The following is a 21562-nucleotide window of genomic DNA, read 5'->3' as shown; positions in this document are numbered from 1 at the left end:
GCGCGCTACCACTGGTAACCCGCGCCGATGACGGCGCCCACCTTGCCCTGCGAATTGACGTTGCCGGCAATCTTGTAGACCCAGCGGCCATTCTCGGAGATGGTGGACAGCCCCACGGCGATGGCGGACTGGCCGAGATAATGGCTGGCGGCCGCCGAGGCCATGCTGCGTCCCGGGGTGTACGCCTGCGGCAGGCCCGCCACCGCCATGGCCGAGGCCGCGCCGGCGTTGGCGTTGCGTTCGACCTTGCGCAGGTCGTCGCGCACGCTGCTGATGCTGCTGGTGAAGTCCGAGGTGGCGCTGCGCAACTGCCGCAGGTTGACGGCATCCGTGTCCGCGGTGCCATCGCCCACGTTGACGATCTGCCGCTCCTGGCCCGCCGCGCCCACCGACACCACGTTGGGCCGGTTCGCCACCGAGTTCGTGCCCAGGGCCACGCTGTTGGCGCCGCTGGCCTGCGCCCCGGTGCCCAGCGCCATGCTGTTGGCCACCGTGGCCTGGGCGTTGTTGCCCAGCGCGACGGTGTTGCTCTGGGCGGCGTTGGCCTGGTTGCCGATCGCGACCGAGTTGGTGGCCGCCGCGCCCGTCTGCGCGCCGTTGCCCATGGCCATGCTGCCGCTGCCCTCGGCCTTGGCGCCGGTGCCGAAAGCCGAGGCGTTGGCGCCGGACGCCAGGGCGGAATTGCCCACCACCGTCGAGTTGGCACCCAGGGCCTGCGCCGAATTGCCGACCGCCGTCGCGTTCTCGCCCTTGGCGATGGACGCGTTGCCGACCGCCGTCGCCGCCGCGCCCTCCGCCACCGCGCCGGCGCCGCCGGCCACCGAATCCTTGCCGGTGGGCTTGGGCTTGTCCCGCGCGAGCGAGTTCTCGATCTGGAACATCCCGTCCTTGCCTTCCTGGATGTTCGTCACGTCCTTCTTGATGTTGGTGACGTCGCCCGAGACTTCCTTCAACTGCGCGTAGTTGACGGCATCGGTATCCTCCGTGCCGCGCGCCACGTTGGTGATCTGGCGCTCCTTGCCCGCGGCGCCCACCGATACGGTGTTGTCGCGGTCGGCCACCGAGCCCGCTCCCAGCGCGACGCTGTTGTTCGCCTTGGCCTCGGAATTGGCGCCGATGGCGGTCGAATCCGTGCCGGTGGCCTTCGAGCCCGAGCCCACCGCGGTCGCGTTGGCGCCGCTGGCGGCCGAGCCGGAACCCATCGCCGTCGACTGCGCGCCGGTGGCCTTGGCATCGGAGCCCACCGCCGTCGAAGCCGCCCCGGAGGCCGTCGAGGCGCCGCCCATGGCCACGCTGTTGTCGGCGGCCGTGGTCGCGCCATTGCCGACCGCCACGCTGTTGGCGCCGTTGGCCACCGCGGCCGGACCCGCCGCGACGCTGTTGGCGCCGACGGCCTGCGCCCCGTCCAGGGTCGAATTGGCCTTGAAGTACTTGGTGTCGACGCTGATGTCGTTGATGCGCTTGTACAGGCTCAGGTTGCTCATGACGTTGGTCTCGTCCTGAGTCCATCCCCACAGCTGCGAACCGTTGATCGCCTCGGTGCTGGTCGAGGTGACCGCGCCCTTGGCCACGTTCGAGATCACCGTGCCGGTGCCGCCCGGATTCAGCGTGATCTTGGTCTTGGTGTCGTCGTCGTACTTGACCGCCAGCTTGTCCACGTCGCCGATGCGGCTGTCCACCGCCTTCAGTTGCGCGATGTTGGCCGCGTCGTTGTCGGCGCTGCCCGCCGAGACGTTGGTGATGCGGCGCGTGGCGCCTGCGCTGCCCACCGAGACCTCGCCCGCCGACGCTTGCCGCGCGGTCAACGCATAGGCCATATAGTCGGCCTGCGCGCCCACGGTCGTGGTCGAGCCGGCCCCCAGCGCGACGCTGTTGGCCATGCTGGCATTGGCGCCGCTGCCCAGCGCCACGGCATTGGCGGCGGAAGCGACGGACGCGCCGCCGGCCGCCACGCTGTCCGCGCCGGTGGCCGAGGCGGCCGCCAAGGTGGAGTTCGCCTTGAAGTACTTGGTGCCGCTGTTGTCGATGTTGGTGACGCGGTTGTCCACGTTCGTCACGCGATTATCGACGTTGGTGATGTTGGTGTTGGTGTCGTTCAACTGCGAACCGTTCACCGCGTCGGTGCTGGTCGCGTTCACGGCGCCGGCCTTGACGTTGGTCACCACCGTGCCGCCCGCGCCGGCCAGCGTCACCTTGCCGCGGGTGGCGTCGTCGTACTTGACCGAGTTGACGTCGACGTTGTCGATCTGGTCGGACACCGCCTTGAGCTGGCGCACGTTGACGGCATCGGTATCCGCCGTGCCGCCCGCCACGTTGATGATCTGCCGCTCGTTGCCCGCGGAACCCACGGAGACCGCGCCGCGCACCGGCACCGCGACGTTGGAGAACACCTCCTGCCCGCCGCCTTCACGGTCCGACACGGACTGGAAGCCCAGCGCGACGCCGCCCGCCACGGTCGACGACGCGCTGGCGCCGACGATGGTCTGGCCGTTGGCGTTGCCGTAGGTGCTGTCGCCGATCAGGACCGAGTGGCCCTTGCGCGCCGCATAGTTGGTGTCGGGCACGCCGGGCATGTTGGGATCGGTGAAGATCGTCCCGGCGTCCTCGTTGGGCAGGATGTGCTTGGCATTGGTGCCGATCACGACTTCCTGCGATCCGTTGGCCGAAGCGCCGTCGCCGATCAGCACCTGGTTGTTCTGCGCAGCGGGGACGTCCCAGCAGGTGGCGCCGGCCAGGCCCAGGACGTTCAGGCAGTTGTTCTGGTCCACCCACGACGGTGGCTGCGTGCCGGGCAGCAGCAGGCCGTTGTTGTAGGTCAGGCCGGAATTGATGTTGGTGATGTAGTTGCCCGAAGTCACGCCGCCCAGCAGGGTGAGTTTCTGCTCGGGCAGCGAGCCGCCCAGGGTGCCTTGCAGCGTGCCCGTCACCGGCGCCAGGTCCAGGATGGGAATGCCCAGCACGTTGACCACGCTGAAGCGGGCGTTGATGTTCTCGCGGTTCACGCTCAACGCGCCGGACCGCAGCCAGGCTTCCTTCTGGCCGAACAGGCTCATCGTCAGCGGCTGCAGGCCCTGCCCGACGCCGCCCAGCAGGCCGGCCGTGCCGATCACCAGGCCGGTGGGCGCGGGCGGATTGAGCGGAGGCGGCTCCGAGCCGGACGAGGCGGCAACCGCCATGGTCTGGCGATTGGAACTGCTGGGGAACAACGAACCGCCGGTCGGCAGAATGCCCAGCGTGCCATTGCCGCTCAGCGGCGACATGGGCGAGGCCGGCACGCTGTTGGACAGCGTGGCGACCGACCCCAGCGACGCCGCCGAAGCGACGGCGCCATCGACGGGCGACGCGGTATTGCGGCTCTTGTCGACCGGCGCCGAAGCCAGCACCTCGGCCAGCTTGGCGGGGACCGCCTCGACTGCGCTGCCGACCTTGCCGGGCAGCGCCGAGGCGACCTTCTTCGTCACCGCGGTGGGCGCGGCGGCGATAGCCTGGACGGCGGCGGGAACCGGCGTGGCGGCCAGCACCTCGCTGACCACGGGCAGCGACGGCACGGCCTCGGAAAGGGGTACCTGCTGCAATGCCGAGGCCGGCGGCAGGATGGACGAGCTGATGCCGGCCAGTGCCGCCGCCGTCTGCGAGACCCCCTGCTGCATGGCCGACGCCACGGGAGCGACGCTGGGCGCCGCATTGGTCGTGGCCTGCAGCATCTGGCTCATCACGCCCACCGCGGCGCCATCGGTCAGCCGCGCGCTCGACAGCCCCGGCACGCCGTGCATGCCGTCGGCCGCCGCCGGCGCCGTCCAGGCGCCCGCCACCAGCGCCACGGCAAGCGCGCCAGCCTTGGCGGCGCCGCCCTTACCCCTGGCACGCGCGGTTTCGGCAACCGCCACCCAACATCCGAGCCTCTGGCTCCACACGGTGCGATAGGTCTTGTTCAATTTCAGCCCCCACGGATAGGTATCCCACCAGTGCCGCAATCCGCCGGATGGAGAATCGGTCGCTGCTGGAAAACACGTTTGCGGGAGCTTCGAGCAAAAGCTATGCCATCAGCCTCGGACCCATGCGGCACGGGCGTTCGCGAAGCTCGAAACGAAGGCTGGCGAAACGGCGGAAACGTTGAAAACAAACGGGATATCGGCAATCCGGAGATGTTCCTTCGGTGCGATAGTCACACCGATTCCCGGTCCCTCGGCCAGGCGCCGGAGCCGAAACGTTACGTACCATACGCAGGGGCGTTACGTAACGCGCAGGGGCCGGGAACGTCCCGCGACGACATCGCGCGCCACCTCGATGAAGGCCGCCGCCGCGGCCGAAGGCGAGCGGAAGCGGTCGCGGATCAACGCGATCTCGGAGCGGACCACGGGATCGCGCAGCGGCCGGACCACCGAATTGCCCTCGCCCGGGACCAGCGCGCCGTAGGGCGGCATGATGGCGGCGCCAAACCCGGCCTCCACCAGGCTGATGACGGTGCTCAGCTGGACGACCTCGACGGCGATTCCCGGCTGCAGGTCCAGGCGCGCGAAGCATCCGTCCAGGAACTGGCGGAAGGAATTTTCCGGCGTGAGCGCGACCAGCGGCGTCGCCGCCAGGTCCGCCCACTTCAGATGGCGGCGGCGCGCCAGCAGATGGTCGCGGGGCAGCAGCGCCACCAGCGGTCCTTCGACCAGCGCTTCGGTCAGGTATTCGTCGCGATCCGCCGGCAGCATGCCCAGGCCCAGGTCGATGTCGGCCGACGCGATGCCCGCGGGAATGGCTTCCGAGGGAATGTCGCGCAGCGTCAGTGCGATGTGGGGATAGGCGCCGCGGAACCGAGCGGCGATGCCCACCACCAGGCGCGACATCAGCAACGGCGGCGCGGCCACCGTCACGTGGCCATGCTGGCGCGAGGCCAGCCCCTTGACGTTGCCGACCGCCGTCGACAGGTCGGCCAGCAGGCGGGCCGCCGGCACCCGGAACTCGCGCCCGGCGTCGGTCAGGCTGACCTGGCGCGTGCTGCGGTCGAACAGGCGGCATTCCAGGCTCTGCTCCAGCTCCCGGATCAGGATGCTCAGGCCCGACTGGGAAATATGGATGCGCTGGGCCGCCTTGCTGAAGTTGCCTTCGTTGCATACCGCGACGAAGGCCTCGAGTTGGCGCAGGGAGATCGACATCGTGCGGATCCACCGGTGAAGTATTGGAAATCACTATGAATCTATATGAATATTTCAATTTTTACAATTAGTCGACTCTGCTAGATTTGCCGGAACGCTTACCGCAGGAGCCATCCGGCCGTGCCGTCCACCCTGGTCCTCCACCGAGGCAAGATCATCACCTGCAACGACCGCGGCGACGTCGCCTCGGCCGTCGCGGTCCGTGGCCGCCACATCGCCGCCGTGGGCAGCGACGACGAGGTGCTGGCCCTGGCCGGCCCGGATGCGCGGCGGGTGGACCTGGGCGGCAAGTCGGTGCTGCCGGGGCTGACCGACGGCCACGCCCACATGGACCGCGAAGGCCTGCGGCGCCACCTGCCCAGCCTGGCCGGCGCGCGCACGCGCGACGACATCCTGGACATCATCGCCGCCGAGGCCGCCAAGGCGCCGCCGGGAACCTGGATCGTGACCCAGCCCGTCGGCCAGCCTCCCGAGTACCCCGAGCCCGACGACGCACTGGCCGGCGGCCCCTACCCCACCCGCGACGACCTGGACCGGGTCAGCCCCGACCATCCCGTCTACATCCGGCCCATCTGGGGATACTGGCGCAACCGCGCGCCGCTGGTCTCGGTGGCCAACAGCCGCGCCCTGGCGCTGGCGGGCGTGACGCCGGCCACGGCCTCGCCCTCGCCCGACGTCGACATCGAGCGCGATGCCGCCGGACGCCCCACCGGCCGCTTCGTCGAGCGCACGCTGGTGCCCATCGTCGAACACACCCTGATGCGCGCGGCCCCGGGCTTCACCGCCGAACAGCGCGCCAGCGGCCTGCGGCACGCGATGGCCGAGTACAACCGCTACGGCACCACGGCCGTGTTCGAAGGGCACGGCGTGGCCGGCGAAGTCATCGACGCCTACGAGACGGTCCATGGCCAAGGCGCGTCGACCGTGCGGTCCACCCTGGTCCTGAGCCCCTATTGGGGGCCTCGGGGCGAAGGACAGGCGCTGGAGCTGCTGCGCGAATGGAGCGCCTGGCTGGCACGCCGCGGCCGGGGCGACGACATGCTGCGGGTGCAGGGCCTGTACGCCGAGATCGACAAGGATCCACTGAACAATAGGCTGCGGGCCGGCAACCACCCCTGTACCGGCTGGGCCGGCTTCCAGGCGGGAGCGGCCCTGGATGCCGACGCACTGGCACCGCTGCTGGCCGAGGCCGCCCGCGCCGGCATCCGCGTCGCGGGTATCTGGCCCGACCTGCTGCCCCTGTTCGAACAGGCCCACCGCCAGCACCCCATCGACGACCAGCGCTGGGTGCTCGGCCACCAGCCGGTGATCGATGCGGACACCCAGGCCCGGATACGCGACCTCGGCCTCGTGCTGACCACGCACACCAACCGCCATATATACAAGGACGGCGATCTCTGGATGCAGCGCCGCGGCGCCGCCGGCCAGGACGACATCGTGCCGCTGCGCCGCCTGCGCGACGCCGGCGTGGCGGTGGCGTTCGGCAGCGACAACCTGCCCGTTTCGCTGTTCGGTCCCATCTGGCACGCGGTCGCGCGCCGCAGCCGCGGCGGCGGCCCCGTGGCCCCCGGCCAGGCACTGAGCCGGCAGGAGGCGCTGGACATCGCCACGCGGGGCGGCGCCTACCTGACATTCGACGAAGACATCCGAGGTTCGATCGAACCCGGCAAGCTGGCCGACCTGACGGTGCTGAACGCCGATCCGCTGACCTGCGCCGAGGACGAGATCGCCACGCTGCATTCCCTGTTGACGGTGGTCGACGGCCACATCGTCGCCCCCACCCCCTGAAGGAGATTGCCCATGAAATCCGTTCCCTTCCCGGCTCGCCGACTGGCGGTCGCCAGCCTCGCCGCCGCCTGCGTCTTCGCCTCGACCGCCGCCGTGGCGGCCGATGCCTGGCCCTCGCGCCCGATACGCGTGGTGGTTCCCTACGCGCCCGGCAATACCGGCGACATCACCCTGCGCTTCGTCCAGCTGCAACTGGAAAAGCAATTCGGCGTGCGCATCCTGATCGACAACAAGAGCGGGGCCTCCGGCAACATCGGCGCCGACGAAGTGGTGCGCGCCACCCCGGACGGCTACACCTTCCTGCTGGGAGCGACCAACAACTTCGTCACCAACCAGTACCTGTTCAAGGGCATGCGCTTCGATCCGACCAAGGACCTGGTGCCCGTGTCCCTGCTCAGCAACGGCCCGTCCGTGCTGGTGGTCAACGGCTCGTCCGACATCCGCACCCTGTCCGACCTGACCGCCGAGGCGAAGAAGAACCCCGGCAAGCTGAACTTCGGCTCGCCCGGCAACGGCACCCCGCCCCACCTCGCGGCCGAACTGTACAGCCAGCTCGCCAACGTACAGCTGACCCACGTTCCCTACCGGGGCTCGCCGCCCGCCGTCCAGGCGCTGATGGCGGGCGAGATCCAGCTCTACGTGACCGCGCTCAGCTCGGTGGCCGGCCACGTGGCCAGCGGCAGGCTGCGCGCCATCGCCGTGGCCGACGGCGAACGCCTGGCCATGCTGCCGTCGGTGCCGACCACGGCCGAGCAGGGTCTGCCGGGACTCGTCACGGGCAACTGGTGGGGACTGGCCGCGCCGGTGGGCACCGATCCGCAGATCATCGACAAGTTCTCGCGCGCGCTGCGCGAGGTCCTGAAGGATCCCGCCATCCGCAAGCAATACACCGACATCGGCGTCACGCCCATAGGCAGCACCCCGGCGGAGTTCGCCGCGCGCATCAGGCAGGAGGCGCAGGCCTGGAAGGCCGTGATCGACAAGGCCCACATCCAGCCTGAATAAAGGGACTCCGCGCCGCGCCTCAGAACTCGGTGTGCAGGCGCAGCGCGAACACCTTGGCCGGGCCCCGGTCGCGGTTGTAGCCGGGATGGCGGATGTATTGCGCGTCCGCGGTGATCCACAGCCGCTTCAAGGGGCGCCAGCTGTAATAGGCCTCGGCGATCTGCTCGGGTCCGTAGTTCAGCGTGCCGTCACCGAGGAAGGCGCCGACCCCGCCGCGACGCAGGTATTCGCGGTGGGAGGCGCTGAGCGCATTGACCGCGGCCGCCACGCCCGCGCTGTCGCCCGACCGCCCCCAGGCCGCGCCGTCGAACGCCACGCCGCCCGAGACCGAACGATCGATCTCGGTAAAGGCATAGGTTTCGGTCTTGCCATCGGCCCAGTTCAGGCGGAGAAAGGCCGTCGCGCTGTCGGTCAGGGCCTGCTCCAGGCTTACCCCCATTCCCAGCTTGGTCCGCTCCTTGCGCACCGCCGCCAGGTCCGGCGCCCCGCCCCGCGCCGCCACCAGCGCGTCGTCGTAGCTCCCCATGTTCGCCTTGTTGCGGAAAGCCAGCACGCGCAGGGTGCCGGGCCTGTCCAGCACGGCGTAGGACTTCTCGAACTCGATCTGGTCGCCATGGTGGCGCCCCAGCCGCCGGTCCAGCGGCAGGCCGTTGGACTCCCGGGGCTGCATGAAGCGGCCGGCGCGCACCGCCCAGCCGTCATCGATATATTCCAGCACCGCGCCCCAGGTATAGCCCCGGGCATCGGCGGCATAGTCGTAGCTGCCATGCGCCATGAAGGCCCAGTTCATGAACTGCGTGCGCGGATCATGGCTGACCGACACCGCGTCGAACACGTCCAGCACCGAGATGTTGCCCGCCGTCAGCACGATGCGCCGCTTGTCGGCGAAGCCCGCGAGCTGGTTCATGTCCGGCTCGACCGCCTCGCGTCCGCCGCCCAGGCCCCAGGTCTGCCGCAGAAAGGCGCGGGCGCGGTAGAAGACCATGTCCGAGCCCGCGGTCTTGGCCAGTTCGCCGTTGGTCAGGCCGCCCAGGCCATGCAGGCCCGAGAACGCGAGGCCCTGCGCGCCCTCGCCGTTGAAGTGGACCTCGGCCCCTTCCCACAGCCGGGCGCCCAGGTCCACGGTGGCGGTCAGCGAATAACTCGTGGCGCGAGCCCCCGACAGCGAGTTCTCCCCCTGGTACGGGGACGCGAACGAGGGTTTGCGCTGCCAGACATACGTCGATTGGGCATGAATGGCGAAGTCCTCCGCCTCGACCGGCGGGGATTCCTGCGCCCTGGCCGGCACGGCCAAGATACCGGCCAGCAGGAGCCCACACGCCCGCAGCCGGCGGAACACGACCATCATTCTTCTCGTACTCGCGACGCAATCACCCAACGTACAATCATGCTGGCCCCGCGTGACACAGCGGTGACGCGGGGCCCCAAACAACGAGGAGACCCGACCCCATGACCCCACCGCCGGCCGATCGTCCGCGCCAACGCCTGATCATCGCCATTACCGGAGCCAGCGGCTCCATCTACGGCCTGCGCCTGCTCGAGGCGCTGCGCGAACTGCCCGACTGGGAAAGCCATCTGGTCGTGTCCGAGGCCGGCGTGCTCAATACCATGCACGAACACGGACTCGGCCGCAAGGACCTGGCCTCGCTGGCCGACGTGGTCTACCACCCCGGCGACGTCGGCGCCGCCATCGCCAGCGGCTCGTTCCTGACCGCCGGCATGGTCATCGCCCCCACCTCCATGAAGACCCTCGCGGCCGTGGCCCACGCCTACGCCGACAACCTGATCACCCGCGCCGCCGACGTCGTCCTGAAAGAACGCCGCCGCCTGGTCCTCCTGACCCGCGAAGCCCCGCTGAACCTCGCCCACCTGCGCAACATGGTCGCCGTCACCGAAATGGGCGGCGTCGTCTTCCCCCCCGTCCCCGCCTTCTACTCAGGCGCCCAGAGCGTCGACGACATCGTCAACCACACCGTGCTGCGCACCCTGGACCTCTTCGGCATCCACTCCGACCGCCTCAAGCGCTGGAAGGGCCTGGGCGGCCGCTAGCCCGAACGCGGTGCTCCGCACCGAGACAACCCCGCTAGACCCAGGATGCGGTGGATCCGGCTCCGCCGGTCCGCCCGCATCGCCCCCTGGGGGGCGCGCGTCAGCGCGTAGGGGGGATCTCAATACCGTAAGCCGACGTAGTTTTCCGCCAGGGCTGTGGAGGCGGCTTGAGAACCGACCAGGTAGCCCAGTTCGGCATGCTGGATCTTCTGGCCGAAGTCGCCGTTCTCCGGGAACTTGTGCATCAGCGAGGTCATCCACCACGAGAAGCGCACGGCCTTCCAGACCCGGTCCAGGCAACGTTCTGAGTAAGTATCGATGCCCTGCTGCTCGCCGCCGTAGTAGCGGATGATGGCATCGGACAGATAGCGCACGTCCGAGACCGCCAGGTTCAGGCCCTTGGCGCCCGTGGGCGGGACGATATGGGCCGCGTCGCCGGCCAGGAACAGCCGGCCGAAACGCATGGGCTCGGCCACGAAGCTGCGCAGCGGCGCGATGCTTTTCTCGATGGACGGGCCGGTCACCAGCGACGCGGCCGCCTCGGCGTCCAGCCGGCTGCGCAGTTCATCCCAGAACCGTTCGTCGGACCAGTTCTCGACCTTGTCGTCCAGCGGGCATTGCACGTAGTAGCGGCTGCGCGTGTGCGACCGCATGCTGCACAGCGCGAAACCGCGTTCGTGGTTCGAATAGATAAGCTCGTCCGACACCGGCGGCGTCTCGGACAGGATGCCCAGCCAGCCGAAGGGATAGATCTTCTCGTAGGTCTTGATGGCCGAGGCCGGCACGCTGGCCCGGCTCACGCCGTGGAAACCGTCGCAGCCCGCGATGAAGTCGCACTCCACCACGTGCTCGACGCCGTCCTTGCGATACGTGACCCGGGGATGATCGGTGTCGAAGTCGTGCACGCGGACCTGCTCGGCCTCGTAGACCGACGCGTAGCCGGCCGCCTCGCGCGCGTCCATCAGGTCGTGGGTGACTTCGGTCTGGCCGTAGACCATGACGCTCTTGCCGCCCGATAGCGTCTTCAGGTCGATGCGGTGGCGCTGGCCGTCGAAGCACAGTTCGATCCCGCCGTGCACCAGGCCCTGCTCGTGCATGCGGCGACCGACTCCGATCTCGTCCAGCAGATCGACCGTGCCCTGCTCCAGGACGCCCGCGCGGATGCGGCCGAGCACGTATTCCTTGCTGCGCTGCTCGATGACGAGCGTCTCGATGCCGGCCCGGGAAAGGATCTGCCCGAGGAAGAGCCCGGCCGGACCGGACCCGATGATTGCGACTTGGACCCGCATGGCGTGTCTCCTGCATAGTTCTGACTTCCAGGAATCTTAAGAGCCGGGTCGGCGGCGCGCGATAGATTATGGAGACATCTTCATGGATAATCCGAACATATTCCGCACCAGGAACCGTGGCCATGAAAAGCATCGTCCCCACCTATGCCCTTTATGGGGAACACGGCAAGAACCTCGTCCCGGAAAGCCTGCATTGCGAATCCATCCCGCAGCGCAGCCGCCTGTACGACTGGGAGATCAAGCTGCACCGCCATGACCTGTTCGTGCAAATTCTGTACATACGCTCAGGCACGGCCGACATCCAGTTCGACGACCGCCGATTCACGGTCCACGGTCCCTGCGCCCTGTTCGTTCCCGCCCTGCACGCGCACGGCTTCCGCTTTTCCGAGGACATAGACGGCGCGGTCATCACCATCGTCACGCAGCAGATGGAAAGCCTGCTGGCGCAGCACGCGGACCTCCTTCCCCATTTCCAGGCGCCGCGCCACGTCCCGTTCGACCCCGGGGAAGCGGCCTATGCGCCCTTCGCGCAATCGATCGAACTGCTGCTGGCCGAGTACGACGAGGCCCACGCGTGGCGGCTGGCCCTGCTCGAATCGCTGCTGGGCACCGTGCTGGTCCTGCTGGCGCGCAAGGTCGCCACGCTGGCCGGCCCCCGGCCCGGCCGGCGCAGCTCGCGCGGCGTCATGCACCTGCACCGTTTCAAGACCCTGCTGAACCGCAGCTTCCGCGAACAACGCGACATCGCCTATTACGCCGGGCGCCTGGGCATCACACCCACGCAGTTGAACCGGATCTGCCGCGACGAGCTGGGCCTGTCGGCCCTGGGCGTCATCAACGACCGCCTGCTGACCGAGGCGCGCCGCGACCTCGCCTATTCGTCGCTGAGCGTGAAGGAAATCGCCCTTACGCTGGGTTTTTCCGACCCCGGCTATTTCTCGCGCTTCTTCACCAAGCACGCCGGCGCATCGCCCAGCGACTTCCGCACCATGGTGCGCGACCAGCTCGACCGCAACCGCGCCGCGCCCCCCCCTCCGGGGGCTTGACCGCCTTCGGCTTTCGCCGGTACTTTCAGGAACTTGTAAGCTTGCCGCTCGAGCTCCGGCCGGGCGCGCCGCTTGCCGCCGCTGGACGATCACGCACCCCTGCCCTGCACCGAGGACCCTCCCGTCATGAGCAACGCGTTCCCCGCATCGCCCCCGCGTGCGTCCACCCCGGATGCCGCCGCCAGGCCCGCCAGCCGCCCGCTGCTCGGCACGCTGGACATCATGGCGCTGGTCGTGGGCATCGTCATCGGGGCCGGCATCTTCAGCGCGCCGTCGCTGGTGGCGATGCATGCCGGATCCCCGGCCGCGATGATGATGGCCTGGATCGTGGGCGGCATGATCTCCGTCGCCGGCGCGCTGTGCTACGCGGAACTGGCCAGCACCTACCCGCATGCCGGCGGCGACTATCACTACCTGCGGCGGGCCTTCGGCGCCCGGCTGTCCTTCCTGTTCGCGTGGGCCCGCCTGACCGTCATCCCCACCGGTTCGATCGCCCTGCTCGGCTACATCTTCGGCGACTATGCCTCGCAGATCGTCAATCTCGGACCGGCTTCGCCGGCCATCTATGCCGCCGCGATCATCGTCGTGCTGACCCTCGTGAACGTGGCGGGCCTGAGCACCGGCAAGTGGACGCAGAACCTGCTGACGGCCCTGGAAGTGGGCGGGGTGGTCCTGATCATCGCGGTGGGCCTGCTGTTCGCGCCCGAGGCCGCGCCGGCCGCGCCGGCCGCGCCGGCCGCCCCCGCCTCGGGCGCCGCCAACTGGGGCCTGGTCCTGATCTTCGTGATGCTGACCTACGGCGGATGGAACGAGGCGGCCTACATCTCGGCCGAAGCCTCGGGTCCGGGACGGACCCTGCCCCGGGCGCTGTTCTGGAGCCTGGCGCTGATCACCGTGCTGTACCTGCTGGTCAACCTGGCCTACCTGAACGTGCTGGGCCAGGACGGCATGGGCGCCTCGTCGGCCGTCGCCGCCGACATGATGCGGCGGGCGCTGGGCGAACCGGGCGCGCAATTGATCGCGCTGCTGATCGCGATCTCGGCGCTGACCTCGGCCAACGCCACCATCCTGACCGCCGCGCGCACCACCTACGCCTTCGGCCAGGACACGCCCGCCTTCTCGATGCTGGCCAAATGGCATCCGCAGTGGAACACGCCGGTCAACGCGCTGTGGGTCCAGGCGGCCATCTCGCTGGCGCTGGTCGCGCTGGGAGCCTTCACCCGCAGCGGCTTCGCCACCATGGTCGAATACACCGCGCCGGTGTTCTGGCTGTTCTTCGTGCTGAGCGGCGTGGCGCTGTTCGTGCTGCGGCGCAAGGATCCCGGCGCCCATCGGCCCTTCCGCGTGCCGCTCTACCCGCTGACGCCGCTGCTGTTCATCGCGACCAGCGGCTATCTGTTCTATGCCAGCCTGCGCCACACCGGCGTCGGCGCCCTGGTAGGCGTGGCCGTGCTGGGCGTCGGCGCGCTGCTGATGCTGGCCCAGCCCCGCAGCGGCACTCCGCCCGCATCCTGATCCGTCCAATCTCCAGGAGCCTTGCAGCCATGAAACGCCGCCAGTTCTGCCTGACCACCCTGGCCGCCGCGGCGGCCGCCCCCGCCTGGGCCCAGTCCTTCGGCACCGCCAAGCCCCTGCCCCGGACGCCCGACGTGATCTTCGTGCCCACGCCCCAGCCGGTGGTCGACGCCATGCTGCAGGTGGCCAAGGTCGGTCCCGACGACATCCTGTACGACCTGGGCTCGGGCGACGGCCGCATCCCGGTCACGGCGGCCAAGCGCTTCGGCACGCGCGGCGTGGGCATAGACCTGGACCCGCAGCGCATCGGCGAGGCCAACGCCAACGCGCGCCGCCAGCAGGTCACCGACAAGGTCCGTTTCATCCAGGGCGATCTGTTCGAACAGGACCTGAGCCCCGCGACCGTCATCACGCTCTACCTGCTGCCCAATCTCAACCTCAAGCTGCGGCCCACCCTGCTCGCGCTCAAGCCCGGCACGCGCATCGTCTCGCACGCGTTCGACATGGGCGACTGGGAACCGGAGCAGACCCTGACGGTGGACAGCAAGCGGATCTTCTTCTGGACCGTACCGGCTCGCTAGGCTGAATCGACATTCATGGCATCCAAATTGAAGTCCATGGATCTGCGTGCCCAGCGGTGCAGGTCTTGTCCGGGGCGCCGGGGCCGGGCGGGCGCGGAGGCGCATTCGGAGCCGCCGGAGTTGGCGCGGTTGGCGGGGAAGCAAGGGCGTGCATGTTTGAGCGCGGCAGTAGGAATAGCCCGGGGGGCTATTCCCGCGCGAGTTCACGCCCGCCCCGCCAACCGTGCCAACTCCGGGTAGTCCCGCGCAGCGGGACCGGCTTCGCTGCGCCTCCGCGCCCGCCCGGCCCCGGCGCCCCGGACAAGACCGGGTCAAGAACTCAGCCTGGGGCTAGCGACGGATCAGAACCTCTCGACCCGCTCCAATATCTCCTGCCCATAGGCCTCGAGCTTGCGCGCCCCCACCCCGCTGATCGCCCCCAGTTCGGTCAGCGACTCAGGCCGCGCCAGGGCGATTTCCCGCAGGGTCGCGTCATGGAAGATGACATAGGCCGGCACGCCGTGGCTGCGTGCCACTTCGCCGCGCCAGGTGCGCAGCGCGGTGAACAGCGCCTCGGCCTCGGGCGGCAGGGTAACCGCCGAACGGGCCCGTGAACTTTCGCGCGCGCGGGCCGGCTTGGCGGGCTCGCGCCGCAGCATCAGCGTGCGCTCGCCCTTGAGCACGCTGCGGCTGCCCTCGGTCAGGGCCAGCGTGCCGAAGGCCTCGTGGTCCACCGTCAACAGGCTTTGCGCGATCAACTGGCGCAGCACGTTGCGCCAGTCCTTCTCGCTCAGGTCCGCGCCGATGCCGAACACGCTGAGTTCGTCGTGCCGGTGCTGCTCGACCTTCTCGTTGCGCTTGCCGCGCAGGATGTCGATCACGTGCCCGGCGCCGAAGCGCTGGCCGCGCTCTTTCCACAGCCGGTAGACCGCCGACAGGATCTTCTGCGCCGCCTCGGTGCCGTCCCAGGCCTGGGGCGGTTCGAGGCAGGTGTCGCAATTGCCGCAGGCCTGCGAGGCCTGGCCGAAATACTGCAACAGCCGCACGCGCCGGCACTCCACGGTCTCGCACAGCCCCAGCATCGCTTCCAGCATGGACGCCAGGCGGCGCTTGTAGGCCTCGTCGCCGGTCGACTCGTCGATCATGCGGCGCTGCTGCACCACGTCCTGCAAGCCATAGGCCATCCAGGCCGTGGCCGGCAGGCCATCGCGGCCGGCACGGCCGGTTTCCTGGTAGTAGCCCTCGACCGACTTGGGCAGGTCCAGGTGGGCCACGAAGCGCACGTCGGGCTTGTCGATACCCATGCCGAAGGCAATGGTGGCCACCATGACCACGCCATCCTCGCGCAGGAAGCGCGCCTGGTTGGCTGCCCGCGTGGCGGCCTCCAGGCCGGCGTGGTACGGCATGGCATCGATGCCCTGGGCCCGCAGGGCCTCGGCCGTTTCCTCGACCTTGGCCCGCGACAGGCAGTAGACGATGCCGGAATCGCCCGCGTGCTCCTGCTTCAGGAAATCGAGCAACTGGCGGCGCGGGTCGTTCTTTTCGACGATGCGATAGCGGATGTTGGGGCGGTCGAAGCTGGAGACGAAATGCTGCGCGTCCTCCAGTGCCAGCCGCTGGGCGATCTCGACCCGCGTCGCCTGGGTGGCTGTGGCGGTGAGCGCGATGCGGGGCACGTCGGGCCAACGTTCGTGCAGCGCGGACAGGCCCAGGTATTCGGGACGGAAGTCGTGGCCCCACTGCGAGACGCAATGGGCCTCGTCGATCGCGAACAGCGCGATGCGGCCCCGCTCGAGCAGGGACAGGCAGCGGTCGGTCAGCAGGCGCTCGGGCGCCACGTACAGCAGGTCGAGTTCGCCGTCCACGAAGGCGCGTTCGACTTCGCGCACGCGGGCGAAGTCCTGCGTGGAATTGAGGAAGGCCGCCCGCACGCCCAGTTCGGTCAGGGCGTCGACCTGGTCCTGCATCAGCGCGATCAGGGGCGAGACGACCACCCCCGTGCCGCTGCGGACCAGCGCCGGCACCTGGTAGCACAGGGACTTGCCCGCGCCGGTGGGCATCAGCACCAGGGCATCGCCGCCGCTTATCACGTGCTCGACGATCTCCTGCTGCGGTCCGCGGAACTGGTCGTAGCCGAAAACCCGGCTCAGGACCTCCAGCGCGCTGCCATCAGCCATGCGCCGCGGCCTTGCCGTCTTGCAGCAGGTCCAGGCCCTGGCGCAGGTCGGCGATCAGGTCGGCCGGATCCTCCAGGCCGATGTGCAGCCGCACGGCGGGCCCCTCGGGCTGCCAGCGGGTGGCCGTGCGATAGGCCGCGGCGTGCACGACGGTGATCAGGCTTTCGAAACCGCCCCAGCTCGAACCGATGCCGAACAGCTTCAGGCCGTCGGCGAAGCGCGCCAGCGCGGCGTCGTCGACCGGCTTGAGCACTACCGAGAACAGGCCCGAGGCGCCCCGGTAGTCGCGCTTCCACAGCGCATGGCCGGGGTCGCTTTCCAGCGCCGGATACAGCACCCGCGATACCTCGGGCTGGGCTTCGAGCCAGCGCGCCACCTGCAGCGCGTTGCGCTCGTGCTGGCGCAGGCGCACGCCCAGCGTGCGCAGGCCGCGCAGGGCCTGGTAGCAGTCGTCGGGGCTGACGCTGTAGGCGTAGTCGTACACCGTCTGGCGCACCGGCTTCCAATAGCGCTCGTTGGTGGCGACCACGCCTATCATCAGGTCGGAATGGCCGCCGATGTACTTGGTGCCCGCGTGGATGGAGATGTCGACGCCCAGTTCGAACGGCGACGCGAAATACGGCGTGACCCAGGTATTGTCGGCCAGCACCGGGATGTCGCGGGCGTGGGCCGCCGCCGCGATGGCGGGGATATCCTGCATTTCGAAGGTGAGCGAGCCCGGCGATTCGCAGAACACCGCGCCGGTATTCTCGCGCAGCAGGCCGGCGATGCCGGCGCCGACGAGGGGATCGTAGTATTCGACCTCGATGCCCAGGGGCGCCAGCCTGCGGTCGCAGAAGCCGCGCGCCGGCGAATAGGCCGAATCGGCCACCAGCAGGTGCTGGCCCGGCTTGAGCACCGCCAGCAGAGCCACGACGATGGCCGACAGCCCGTTGGGCGTGGCCACCGCCTGGTGCGCGCCCTCGAGCCTGGCCACGGCCTCTTCGAAGGCGAAGGTCGTGGGCGTGCCGTGGCGGCCGTAGCTGACCGGTTTCCTGGTCAGGTCGCGCGGCGCCTCGTACGACTCGATCGTGGGATGGATGACGGTGGAAGTACGGAAGACGGGCGTGTTGACCATGCCGGCATAGGCTTCGGGAGCGCGTCCGGCATGCGCCAACAGCGTATCGGGCTTGGGCATGGACATCTCTGGCAGGTTCGGGCGGATCGCCGATCAAGGGGGATTTTAGCGAAGTCGGCCGGGCACCGAAGCCGAGCCGGCCCGAACCGGGACAAGAAGGGCTCACTCTACGGTCGATTCACCGCCCTGGGCCAGGCTCTCGACGATCCGGTCGACGATCTCCCCGGGCGTGCGCTCGGCATCGACCACGATGCCCCGCCGGGGGATCTCCAGCGTCTGGAACTGGCTGCGCGCCAGGGCGGGATCGAAGAAATGCCCCCGGCGGCGCGCCAGCCGCTGCATGACCGTCTCGTAGGAAACGTCCAGGTGGACGAACACGACGTCCTCGCCGGGCCGGGCCAGCGCGTCGCGATAGCGCTCCCGCAGGGCGGAACAACTGAACACGTGGGTGCGGCCGCCGGCCAGGACGGTCTGGATCGCCGCGCGCATGGCCCGCAGCCAGGGTTCCCGGTCGGCGTCGCCCAGCGCCACGCCACGAGACATTTTTTCGATGTTGGCCTCGGGATGGAACTCGTCCGCGTCCGAATAGCCGCAGCGCAGACGGGCGGCCAGCAGCTTGCCTATGGTCGTCTTGCCGCTGCCCGATACCCCCATGATGATCACCACCATGCCCGTCTCCCGTCGTGGCCGTCCACGGGCGGCCGGAAAACCCGTCCCTCGCAAGAAACGTACCTCGTCGCGGCGAAAAAAAACCGGCGCATCGCTGCGCCGGTTTTACCGCGTGCCGGGGGATCAGCCCTTGGACGGCGCGTCCGGGCGGCGATGCTCGCGCATGCGGTCACCCCGCTCCAGGCGCTTCTTGACCGCGTCGGTCACGACCTGCTTCTGCTTGCCGTCCAGCGAATCGTAGGCGGCCAGCCAGGCGTCGCGGGCGGCATCCAGCTTGGGCTTGGCGGCCGCGCGCTCGGCGTCGTGCCGGGCGCTCAGGGCGCGCAGGTCCAGGGGGCCGGCGGCGACCTGCGTGCGCAGCGTCTTGATGCCTTCCTCGCGCTGGGCCCGCATGGCCTGTCCGGCTTCACGGCTGGCGTTCTGCGCCGTGTCCCAGAGCTTCTGCTGCGAGTCGGTCAGGTTCAGCCTGGATTTCAGGTGCCCCAGCATGGCCAGCGGCGACTGCTCCATGCCACCCCGGAAATGATGTCCCTTGGACCCATGATGGCCCATGTGGCCACGATGGCGTTCCGGCGCGGGCTTCTGTTCGGCCTGCGTGGTATTGTCGCCCGCGGCCTGGGCATGGGCGGCCTGCAGCACGCCGGCGCCCCCGGTAGCCAGGGCCAGCGACAGCGCGATCGTACGAAGGGCGTTCTTGGTCATTGCGTTACTCCTTGTCGACACCGCATCGGACTGCGGCGGTGAGGGCATTCTTGTTCCAGACCCGTTTCGGACCGGTTGCGAGGCGGGGCCCATCTGTTTCAACCGATTTCAGGCTGCTTGCGGGTCCGGCCCCGCCACGCGAACATTCCCCCATGGAAAAATCCGCCCTCAAACTGCTCGTGGTCGATGACGACCCGGCCCTGCGCCAGCTCCTGGCCGACTACCTGAACAAACAGGGCTACGACACGCTGCTGGCCCCGGACGCCACCGACCTGGAAGCGCGCATCACCCGCTACGCCCCCGCCCTGCTGGTGCTGGACCGCATGCTGCCGGGCGGCGACGGCGCGGACGCCTGCCGGCGGCTGCGCGAGCGCGGCGAGGACCTGCCGGTGATCCTGCTGACCGCCCGCGACGAAACGGTGGACCGCATCATCGGCCTGGAATCCGGCGCCGACGACTATCTGGGCAAGCCCTTCGACCCGCGTGAACTGCTCGCCCGCATCGAGGCGGTGCTGCGGCGCAAGAGCGGCCCGTCGGCGCTGGTCAAGGATGCACCGGTCTCGTTCGGCCCCTTCATCTTCGACGCCAAGGCCCGCACGCTGCATCGCGGTACCGAACAGGTGCGCCTGACCGGCGGCGAATTCAACCTGCTGGAAGCCCTGCTGCGCAATGCGGGCAAGCCGCTGTCGCGCGAACGGCTGCTGGCCCTGGCGCGCGACGACGAGGCCGGCGAGCGCAACGACCGCGCCATCGACATTGCCATCCTGCGGCTGCGCCGCGCCATCGAAGACGACCCCAAGCAGCCGAAGTGGATCCAGACCGTCTGGGGCATCGGCTACCGCTTCTCGCCCCTGACGCCGGACGACCCGGCACCGGCCTCGCCGTCGCTGCCATGAACAGCCCCGCGCCCCGTGGCTGGGCGAGCCGGCTGATGCCGCGCTCGCTGCGCGCACGCCTCGTCCTGCTGATCCTGGGCGCGGTGCTGGTCGCGCAGGCGACGACCTTCCTGGCCATCGAGCACTACCGCCGCAACGTCCTCGAGAACGTCACGCCGGACCTCATGGCGACCACCATCCGCACCCTGCGCGCCTCCATCGCGCAGATCGACGAAAGCGAGCGCGCCGCCTTCGTCGCGGCGGCCTCCCAGGGCGAATGGCGGCTGGTTTCCCGGCCCATCCCGCCCCGGCCCCGGCCAGGCGGGGAACGCCCCCGGCGCGAGGGTCATCCGCCCCATCCCCGCTTCGAGCCCCTGCCGGGGGGCCGCATGCCGCCCGACTACCGGTCCGGCGAATTCCGCTTCGGCCCCGAGCGCCGCGGCCCCCGCGAGGCCCCGCGCTGGGCCGACGACGATCCCCGCCACGCCATGCGCGGCCTGATCCAGCGCCTGAACACCCAGTTGGCGGACGGCTCGCGGGTGGCCTTGTCGCGCGGCCCCGAACCCGCCCTGTTCATTTCGCTCACGCCCGGCCTGGGCAACGACGAGGAACCGCTGATGCGGTCCTGGCTGGTGATCTCGCTCGAACGCATCAGCCCGCCCGTCAAGACGCCCCTGATCGTCATGTGGCTGGGCGGGGTGGGCGCGATCCTGCTGCTGGCCGCCTGGTTTTCCTGGCACATCACCCGCCCCATCACCTCGCTCGCCCATGCCGCCGACCGCCTCGCGGCCGGCAAGCCCGAACGGGTGGAACCGGCCGGTCCGCACGAGACGCAGGTCCTGGGCGAACGCTTCAACGCCATGCTCGATGCGCTGAACGAGTCCGACAAGGTACGCCGCACGCTGCTGGCCGGCCTGCCGCACGACCTCAAGGGCCCGCTGTCCAGGATGCGCCTGCGCACCGAGATGGTCGACGACCCGGCGCTCAAGGACGGTTTGCGGCAGGACGCCGAGGACATGCAGCACATCGTCGACCAGTTCATCGGCTTCGTGCGTGGCACCGACCGCGCCACCTACCATTTCACGCCCATCGACCTGGGCGACTGGCTGCGCGAACGCATCCACGCTTGGCAGGGCACCGGCAGCCCGATCGACTACCCATCGCCCCCCGGCGACGAAATCGTGGTCAACGCCGATGCCGTGGCCCTGGCGCGGCTGGTCGACAACCTGATCCAGAACGCCATGCAGCACGGCGCCCCGCCCCTGGAGATCACCCTGGAAGCGCGGGGCGGCGAGGCCCGCCTGGGTGTGCGCGACCACGGCCCCGGCATCAGCCCCGACCGCTACGAAGACGCCCTGCGCCCCTTCTCCCGCCTGGATCCCGCCCGCAGCCGCACCGGCAACGTCGGCCTGGGCCTGGCCCTGGTCGACGCCATCGCCCGCGCCCACGGCGGCCGGATCATCCTGGAAACCCCGGCAGGCGGCGGCCTGCGGGTCATCGCGGCCATCCCCCTCCCCCCCTGACCCCACCCCGCCACCCGGATCTCCCTCCCAGGGCACGGCGGATCCGGCTCCGCCGGTCCGCCAGTGCAAGCGCGTAGGGGGGCCTCGTTATGGCAAAATC

16 protein-coding genes are annotated in these 21562 nt (G+C 69.6%); 8 read left to right on the top strand and 8 right to left on the bottom strand.

All coding sequences use genetic code 11. The annotated features are described in order from the left end of the window. Nucleotides 1-5: 5 nt before the first annotated feature. Nucleotides 6-3935 carry a YadA-like family protein gene (locus tag WKR98_RS11000; RefSeq protein ID WP_341432994.1) on the bottom strand — a complete coding sequence of 1310 codons (3930 nt, stop codon included), beginning with the start codon at nt 3933-3935 and terminating at the stop codon, nt 6-8. Nucleotides 3936-4232: 297 nt separating this feature from the next. Beyond that, nucleotides 4233-5147, bottom strand: coding sequence for a LysR family transcriptional regulator (locus tag WKR98_RS10995; RefSeq protein WP_341432993.1), 915 nt, complete (start codon nt 5145-5147; stop codon nt 4233-4235). A gap of 120 nt (nt 5148-5267) precedes the next feature. Here WKR98_RS10995 and WKR98_RS10990 point away from each other — a divergent pair, with 120 nt between their 5' ends. Continuing rightward, entirely contained in the window at nt 5268-6935 is a 1668-nt protein-coding gene (locus WKR98_RS10990; protein ID WP_341432991.1) for an amidohydrolase, read from the top strand. A 12-nt stretch (nt 6936-6947) separates the two neighbouring features. Then, complete coding sequence (locus WKR98_RS10985; protein ID WP_124688133.1) at nt 6948-7940, top strand: Bug family tripartite tricarboxylate transporter substrate binding protein; 993 nt, start codon at nt 6948-6950, stop codon at nt 7938-7940. A gap of 19 nt (nt 7941-7959) precedes the next feature. On the opposite strand, the gene WKR98_RS10980 is transcribed toward WKR98_RS10985, so the two are convergent. Then, nucleotides 7960-9288 (bottom strand): carbohydrate porin, encoded by a 1329-nt coding sequence (locus tag WKR98_RS10980; RefSeq protein ID WP_341432990.1) that lies wholly within the window; start codon nt 9286-9288, stop codon nt 7960-7962. Nucleotides 9289-9389: 101 nt separating this feature from the next. Here WKR98_RS10980 and WKR98_RS10975 point away from each other — a divergent pair, with 101 nt between their 5' ends. After that, on the top strand, nt 9390-9989 hold the full coding sequence (locus tag WKR98_RS10975; RefSeq protein ID WP_124688132.1) for a UbiX family flavin prenyltransferase: 600 nt from the start codon (nt 9390-9392) through the stop codon (nt 9987-9989). Between the two features lie 119 nt (nt 9990-10108). On the opposite strand, the gene pobA is transcribed toward WKR98_RS10975, so the two are convergent. Beyond that, nucleotides 10109-11278 (bottom strand): 4-hydroxybenzoate 3-monooxygenase, encoded by a 1170-nt coding sequence (gene pobA, locus WKR98_RS10970; RefSeq protein WP_124688131.1) that lies wholly within the window; start codon nt 11276-11278, stop codon nt 10109-10111. A gap of 122 nt (nt 11279-11400) precedes the next feature. Between pobA and WKR98_RS10965 the strand changes: the two genes are divergently transcribed. The 3 genes from WKR98_RS10965 (at nt 11401) to WKR98_RS10955 (ending at nt 14420) form a co-directional block, all read left to right on the top strand. Continuing rightward, nucleotides 11401-12324, top strand: coding sequence for a helix-turn-helix domain-containing protein (locus WKR98_RS10965; protein ID WP_341432987.1), 924 nt, complete (start codon nt 11401-11403; stop codon nt 12322-12324). Between the two features lie 126 nt (nt 12325-12450). After that, the gene (locus WKR98_RS10960; protein ID WP_341432985.1) at nt 12451-13839 is read left to right on the top strand and encodes an APC family permease; all 1389 of its coding nucleotides are present in this window, start codon (nt 12451-12453) and stop codon (nt 13837-13839) included. 29 nt (nt 13840-13868) lie between these two features. Beyond that, nucleotides 13869-14420, top strand: a complete 552-nt coding sequence (locus WKR98_RS10955; RefSeq protein WP_341432984.1) for an SAM-dependent methyltransferase — start codon at nt 13869-13871, stop codon at nt 14418-14420. Nucleotides 14421-14761: 341 nt separating this feature from the next. Here the strand turns inward: WKR98_RS10955 and recQ are convergent, their stop codons facing one another. From recQ to WKR98_RS10935, 4 genes are all read right to left on the bottom strand, one after another. Continuing rightward, nucleotides 14762-16576: a DNA helicase RecQ gene (gene recQ, locus WKR98_RS10950; protein ID WP_124688127.1), complete on the bottom strand. Its 1815-nt coding sequence runs from the start codon at nt 16574-16576 to the stop codon at nt 14762-14764. Beyond that, nucleotides 16569-17753 carry a cystathionine beta-lyase gene (gene metC / locus WKR98_RS10945; RefSeq protein WP_238160296.1) on the bottom strand — a complete coding sequence of 395 codons (1185 nt, stop codon included), beginning with the start codon at nt 17751-17753 and terminating at the stop codon, nt 16569-16571. The genes recQ and metC overlap by 8 nt, the downstream gene beginning before the upstream one ends. A 102-nt stretch (nt 17754-17855) precedes the next feature. After that, nucleotides 17856-18362 (bottom strand): gluconokinase, encoded by a 507-nt coding sequence (locus WKR98_RS10940; RefSeq protein WP_124688125.1) that lies wholly within the window; start codon nt 18360-18362, stop codon nt 17856-17858. Nucleotides 18363-18485: 123 nt separating this feature from the next. Next, complete coding sequence (locus WKR98_RS10935) at nt 18486-19064, bottom strand: Spy/CpxP family protein refolding chaperone (protein ID WP_161567707.1); 579 nt, start codon at nt 19062-19064, stop codon at nt 18486-18488. A gap of 152 nt (nt 19065-19216) precedes the next feature. On the opposite strand from WKR98_RS10935, the gene WKR98_RS10930 reads away from it, so the two are divergent. Both WKR98_RS10930 and WKR98_RS10925 read left to right on the top strand, forming a co-directional pair. Next, entirely contained in the window at nt 19217-19960 is a 744-nt protein-coding gene (locus WKR98_RS10930) for a response regulator (RefSeq protein ID WP_124688123.1), read from the top strand. Further along, nucleotides 19957-21462 carry an ATP-binding protein gene (locus WKR98_RS10925; RefSeq protein WP_238160295.1) on the top strand — a complete coding sequence of 502 codons (1506 nt, stop codon included), beginning with the start codon at nt 19957-19959 and terminating at the stop codon, nt 21460-21462. Before WKR98_RS10930 ends, WKR98_RS10925 begins: the two co-directional genes overlap by 4 nt. The last annotated feature ends 100 nt before the right edge of the window (nt 21463-21562 follow it).

Source organism: Pigmentiphaga sp. YJ18 (genome assembly GCF_038066655.1).
Classification (GTDB): Bacteria; Pseudomonadota; Gammaproteobacteria; order Burkholderiales; family Burkholderiaceae_B; genus Pigmentiphaga.
The sequence above is the reverse complement of the archived record's forward strand: the minus strand, read 5'-3'. Positions and strand labels throughout refer to the sequence as shown.

What these genes read in the sequence shown, in the direction of transcription:
- recQ (WP_124688127.1), bottom strand. Translation starts at nt 16,576, where the DNA reads ATGGCTGATGGCAGCGCGCTGGAGGTCCTGAGCCGGGTTTTCGGCTAC.
- WKR98_RS10980 (WP_341432990.1), bottom strand. Translation starts at nt 9,288, where the DNA reads ATGATGGTCGTGTTCCGCCGGCTGCGGGCGTGTGGGCTCCTGCTGGCC.
- WKR98_RS10940 (WP_124688125.1), bottom strand. Translation starts at nt 18,362, where the DNA reads ATGGTGGTGATCATCATGGGGGTATCGGGCAGCGGCAAGACGACCATA.
- metC (WP_238160296.1), bottom strand. Translation starts at nt 17,753, where the DNA reads ATGCCCAAGCCCGATACGCTGTTGGCGCATGCCGGACGCGCTCCCGAA.
- WKR98_RS10975 (WP_124688132.1), top strand. Translation starts at nt 9,390, where the DNA reads ATGACCCCACCGCCGGCCGATCGTCCGCGCCAACGCCTGATCATCGCC.
- WKR98_RS10930 (WP_124688123.1), top strand. Translation starts at nt 19,217, where the DNA reads ATGGAAAAATCCGCCCTCAAACTGCTCGTGGTCGATGACGACCCGGCC.
- WKR98_RS10965 (WP_341432987.1), top strand. Translation starts at nt 11,401, where the DNA reads ATGAAAAGCATCGTCCCCACCTATGCCCTTTATGGGGAACACGGCAAG.
- WKR98_RS10985 (WP_124688133.1), top strand. Translation starts at nt 6,948, where the DNA reads ATGAAATCCGTTCCCTTCCCGGCTCGCCGACTGGCGGTCGCCAGCCTC.
- WKR98_RS10960 (WP_341432985.1), top strand. Translation starts at nt 12,451, where the DNA reads ATGAGCAACGCGTTCCCCGCATCGCCCCCGCGTGCGTCCACCCCGGAT.
- WKR98_RS10935 (WP_161567707.1), bottom strand. Translation starts at nt 19,064, where the DNA reads ATGACCAAGAACGCCCTTCGTACGATCGCGCTGTCGCTGGCCCTGGCT.
- pobA (WP_124688131.1), bottom strand. Translation starts at nt 11,278, where the DNA reads ATGCGGGTCCAAGTCGCAATCATCGGGTCCGGTCCGGCCGGGCTCTTC.
- WKR98_RS10925 (WP_238160295.1), top strand. Translation starts at nt 19,957, where the DNA reads ATGAACAGCCCCGCGCCCCGTGGCTGGGCGAGCCGGCTGATGCCGCGC.
- WKR98_RS10995 (WP_341432993.1), bottom strand. Translation starts at nt 5,147, where the DNA reads ATGTCGATCTCCCTGCGCCAACTCGAGGCCTTCGTCGCGGTATGCAAC.
- WKR98_RS10955 (WP_341432984.1), top strand. Translation starts at nt 13,869, where the DNA reads ATGAAACGCCGCCAGTTCTGCCTGACCACCCTGGCCGCCGCGGCGGCC.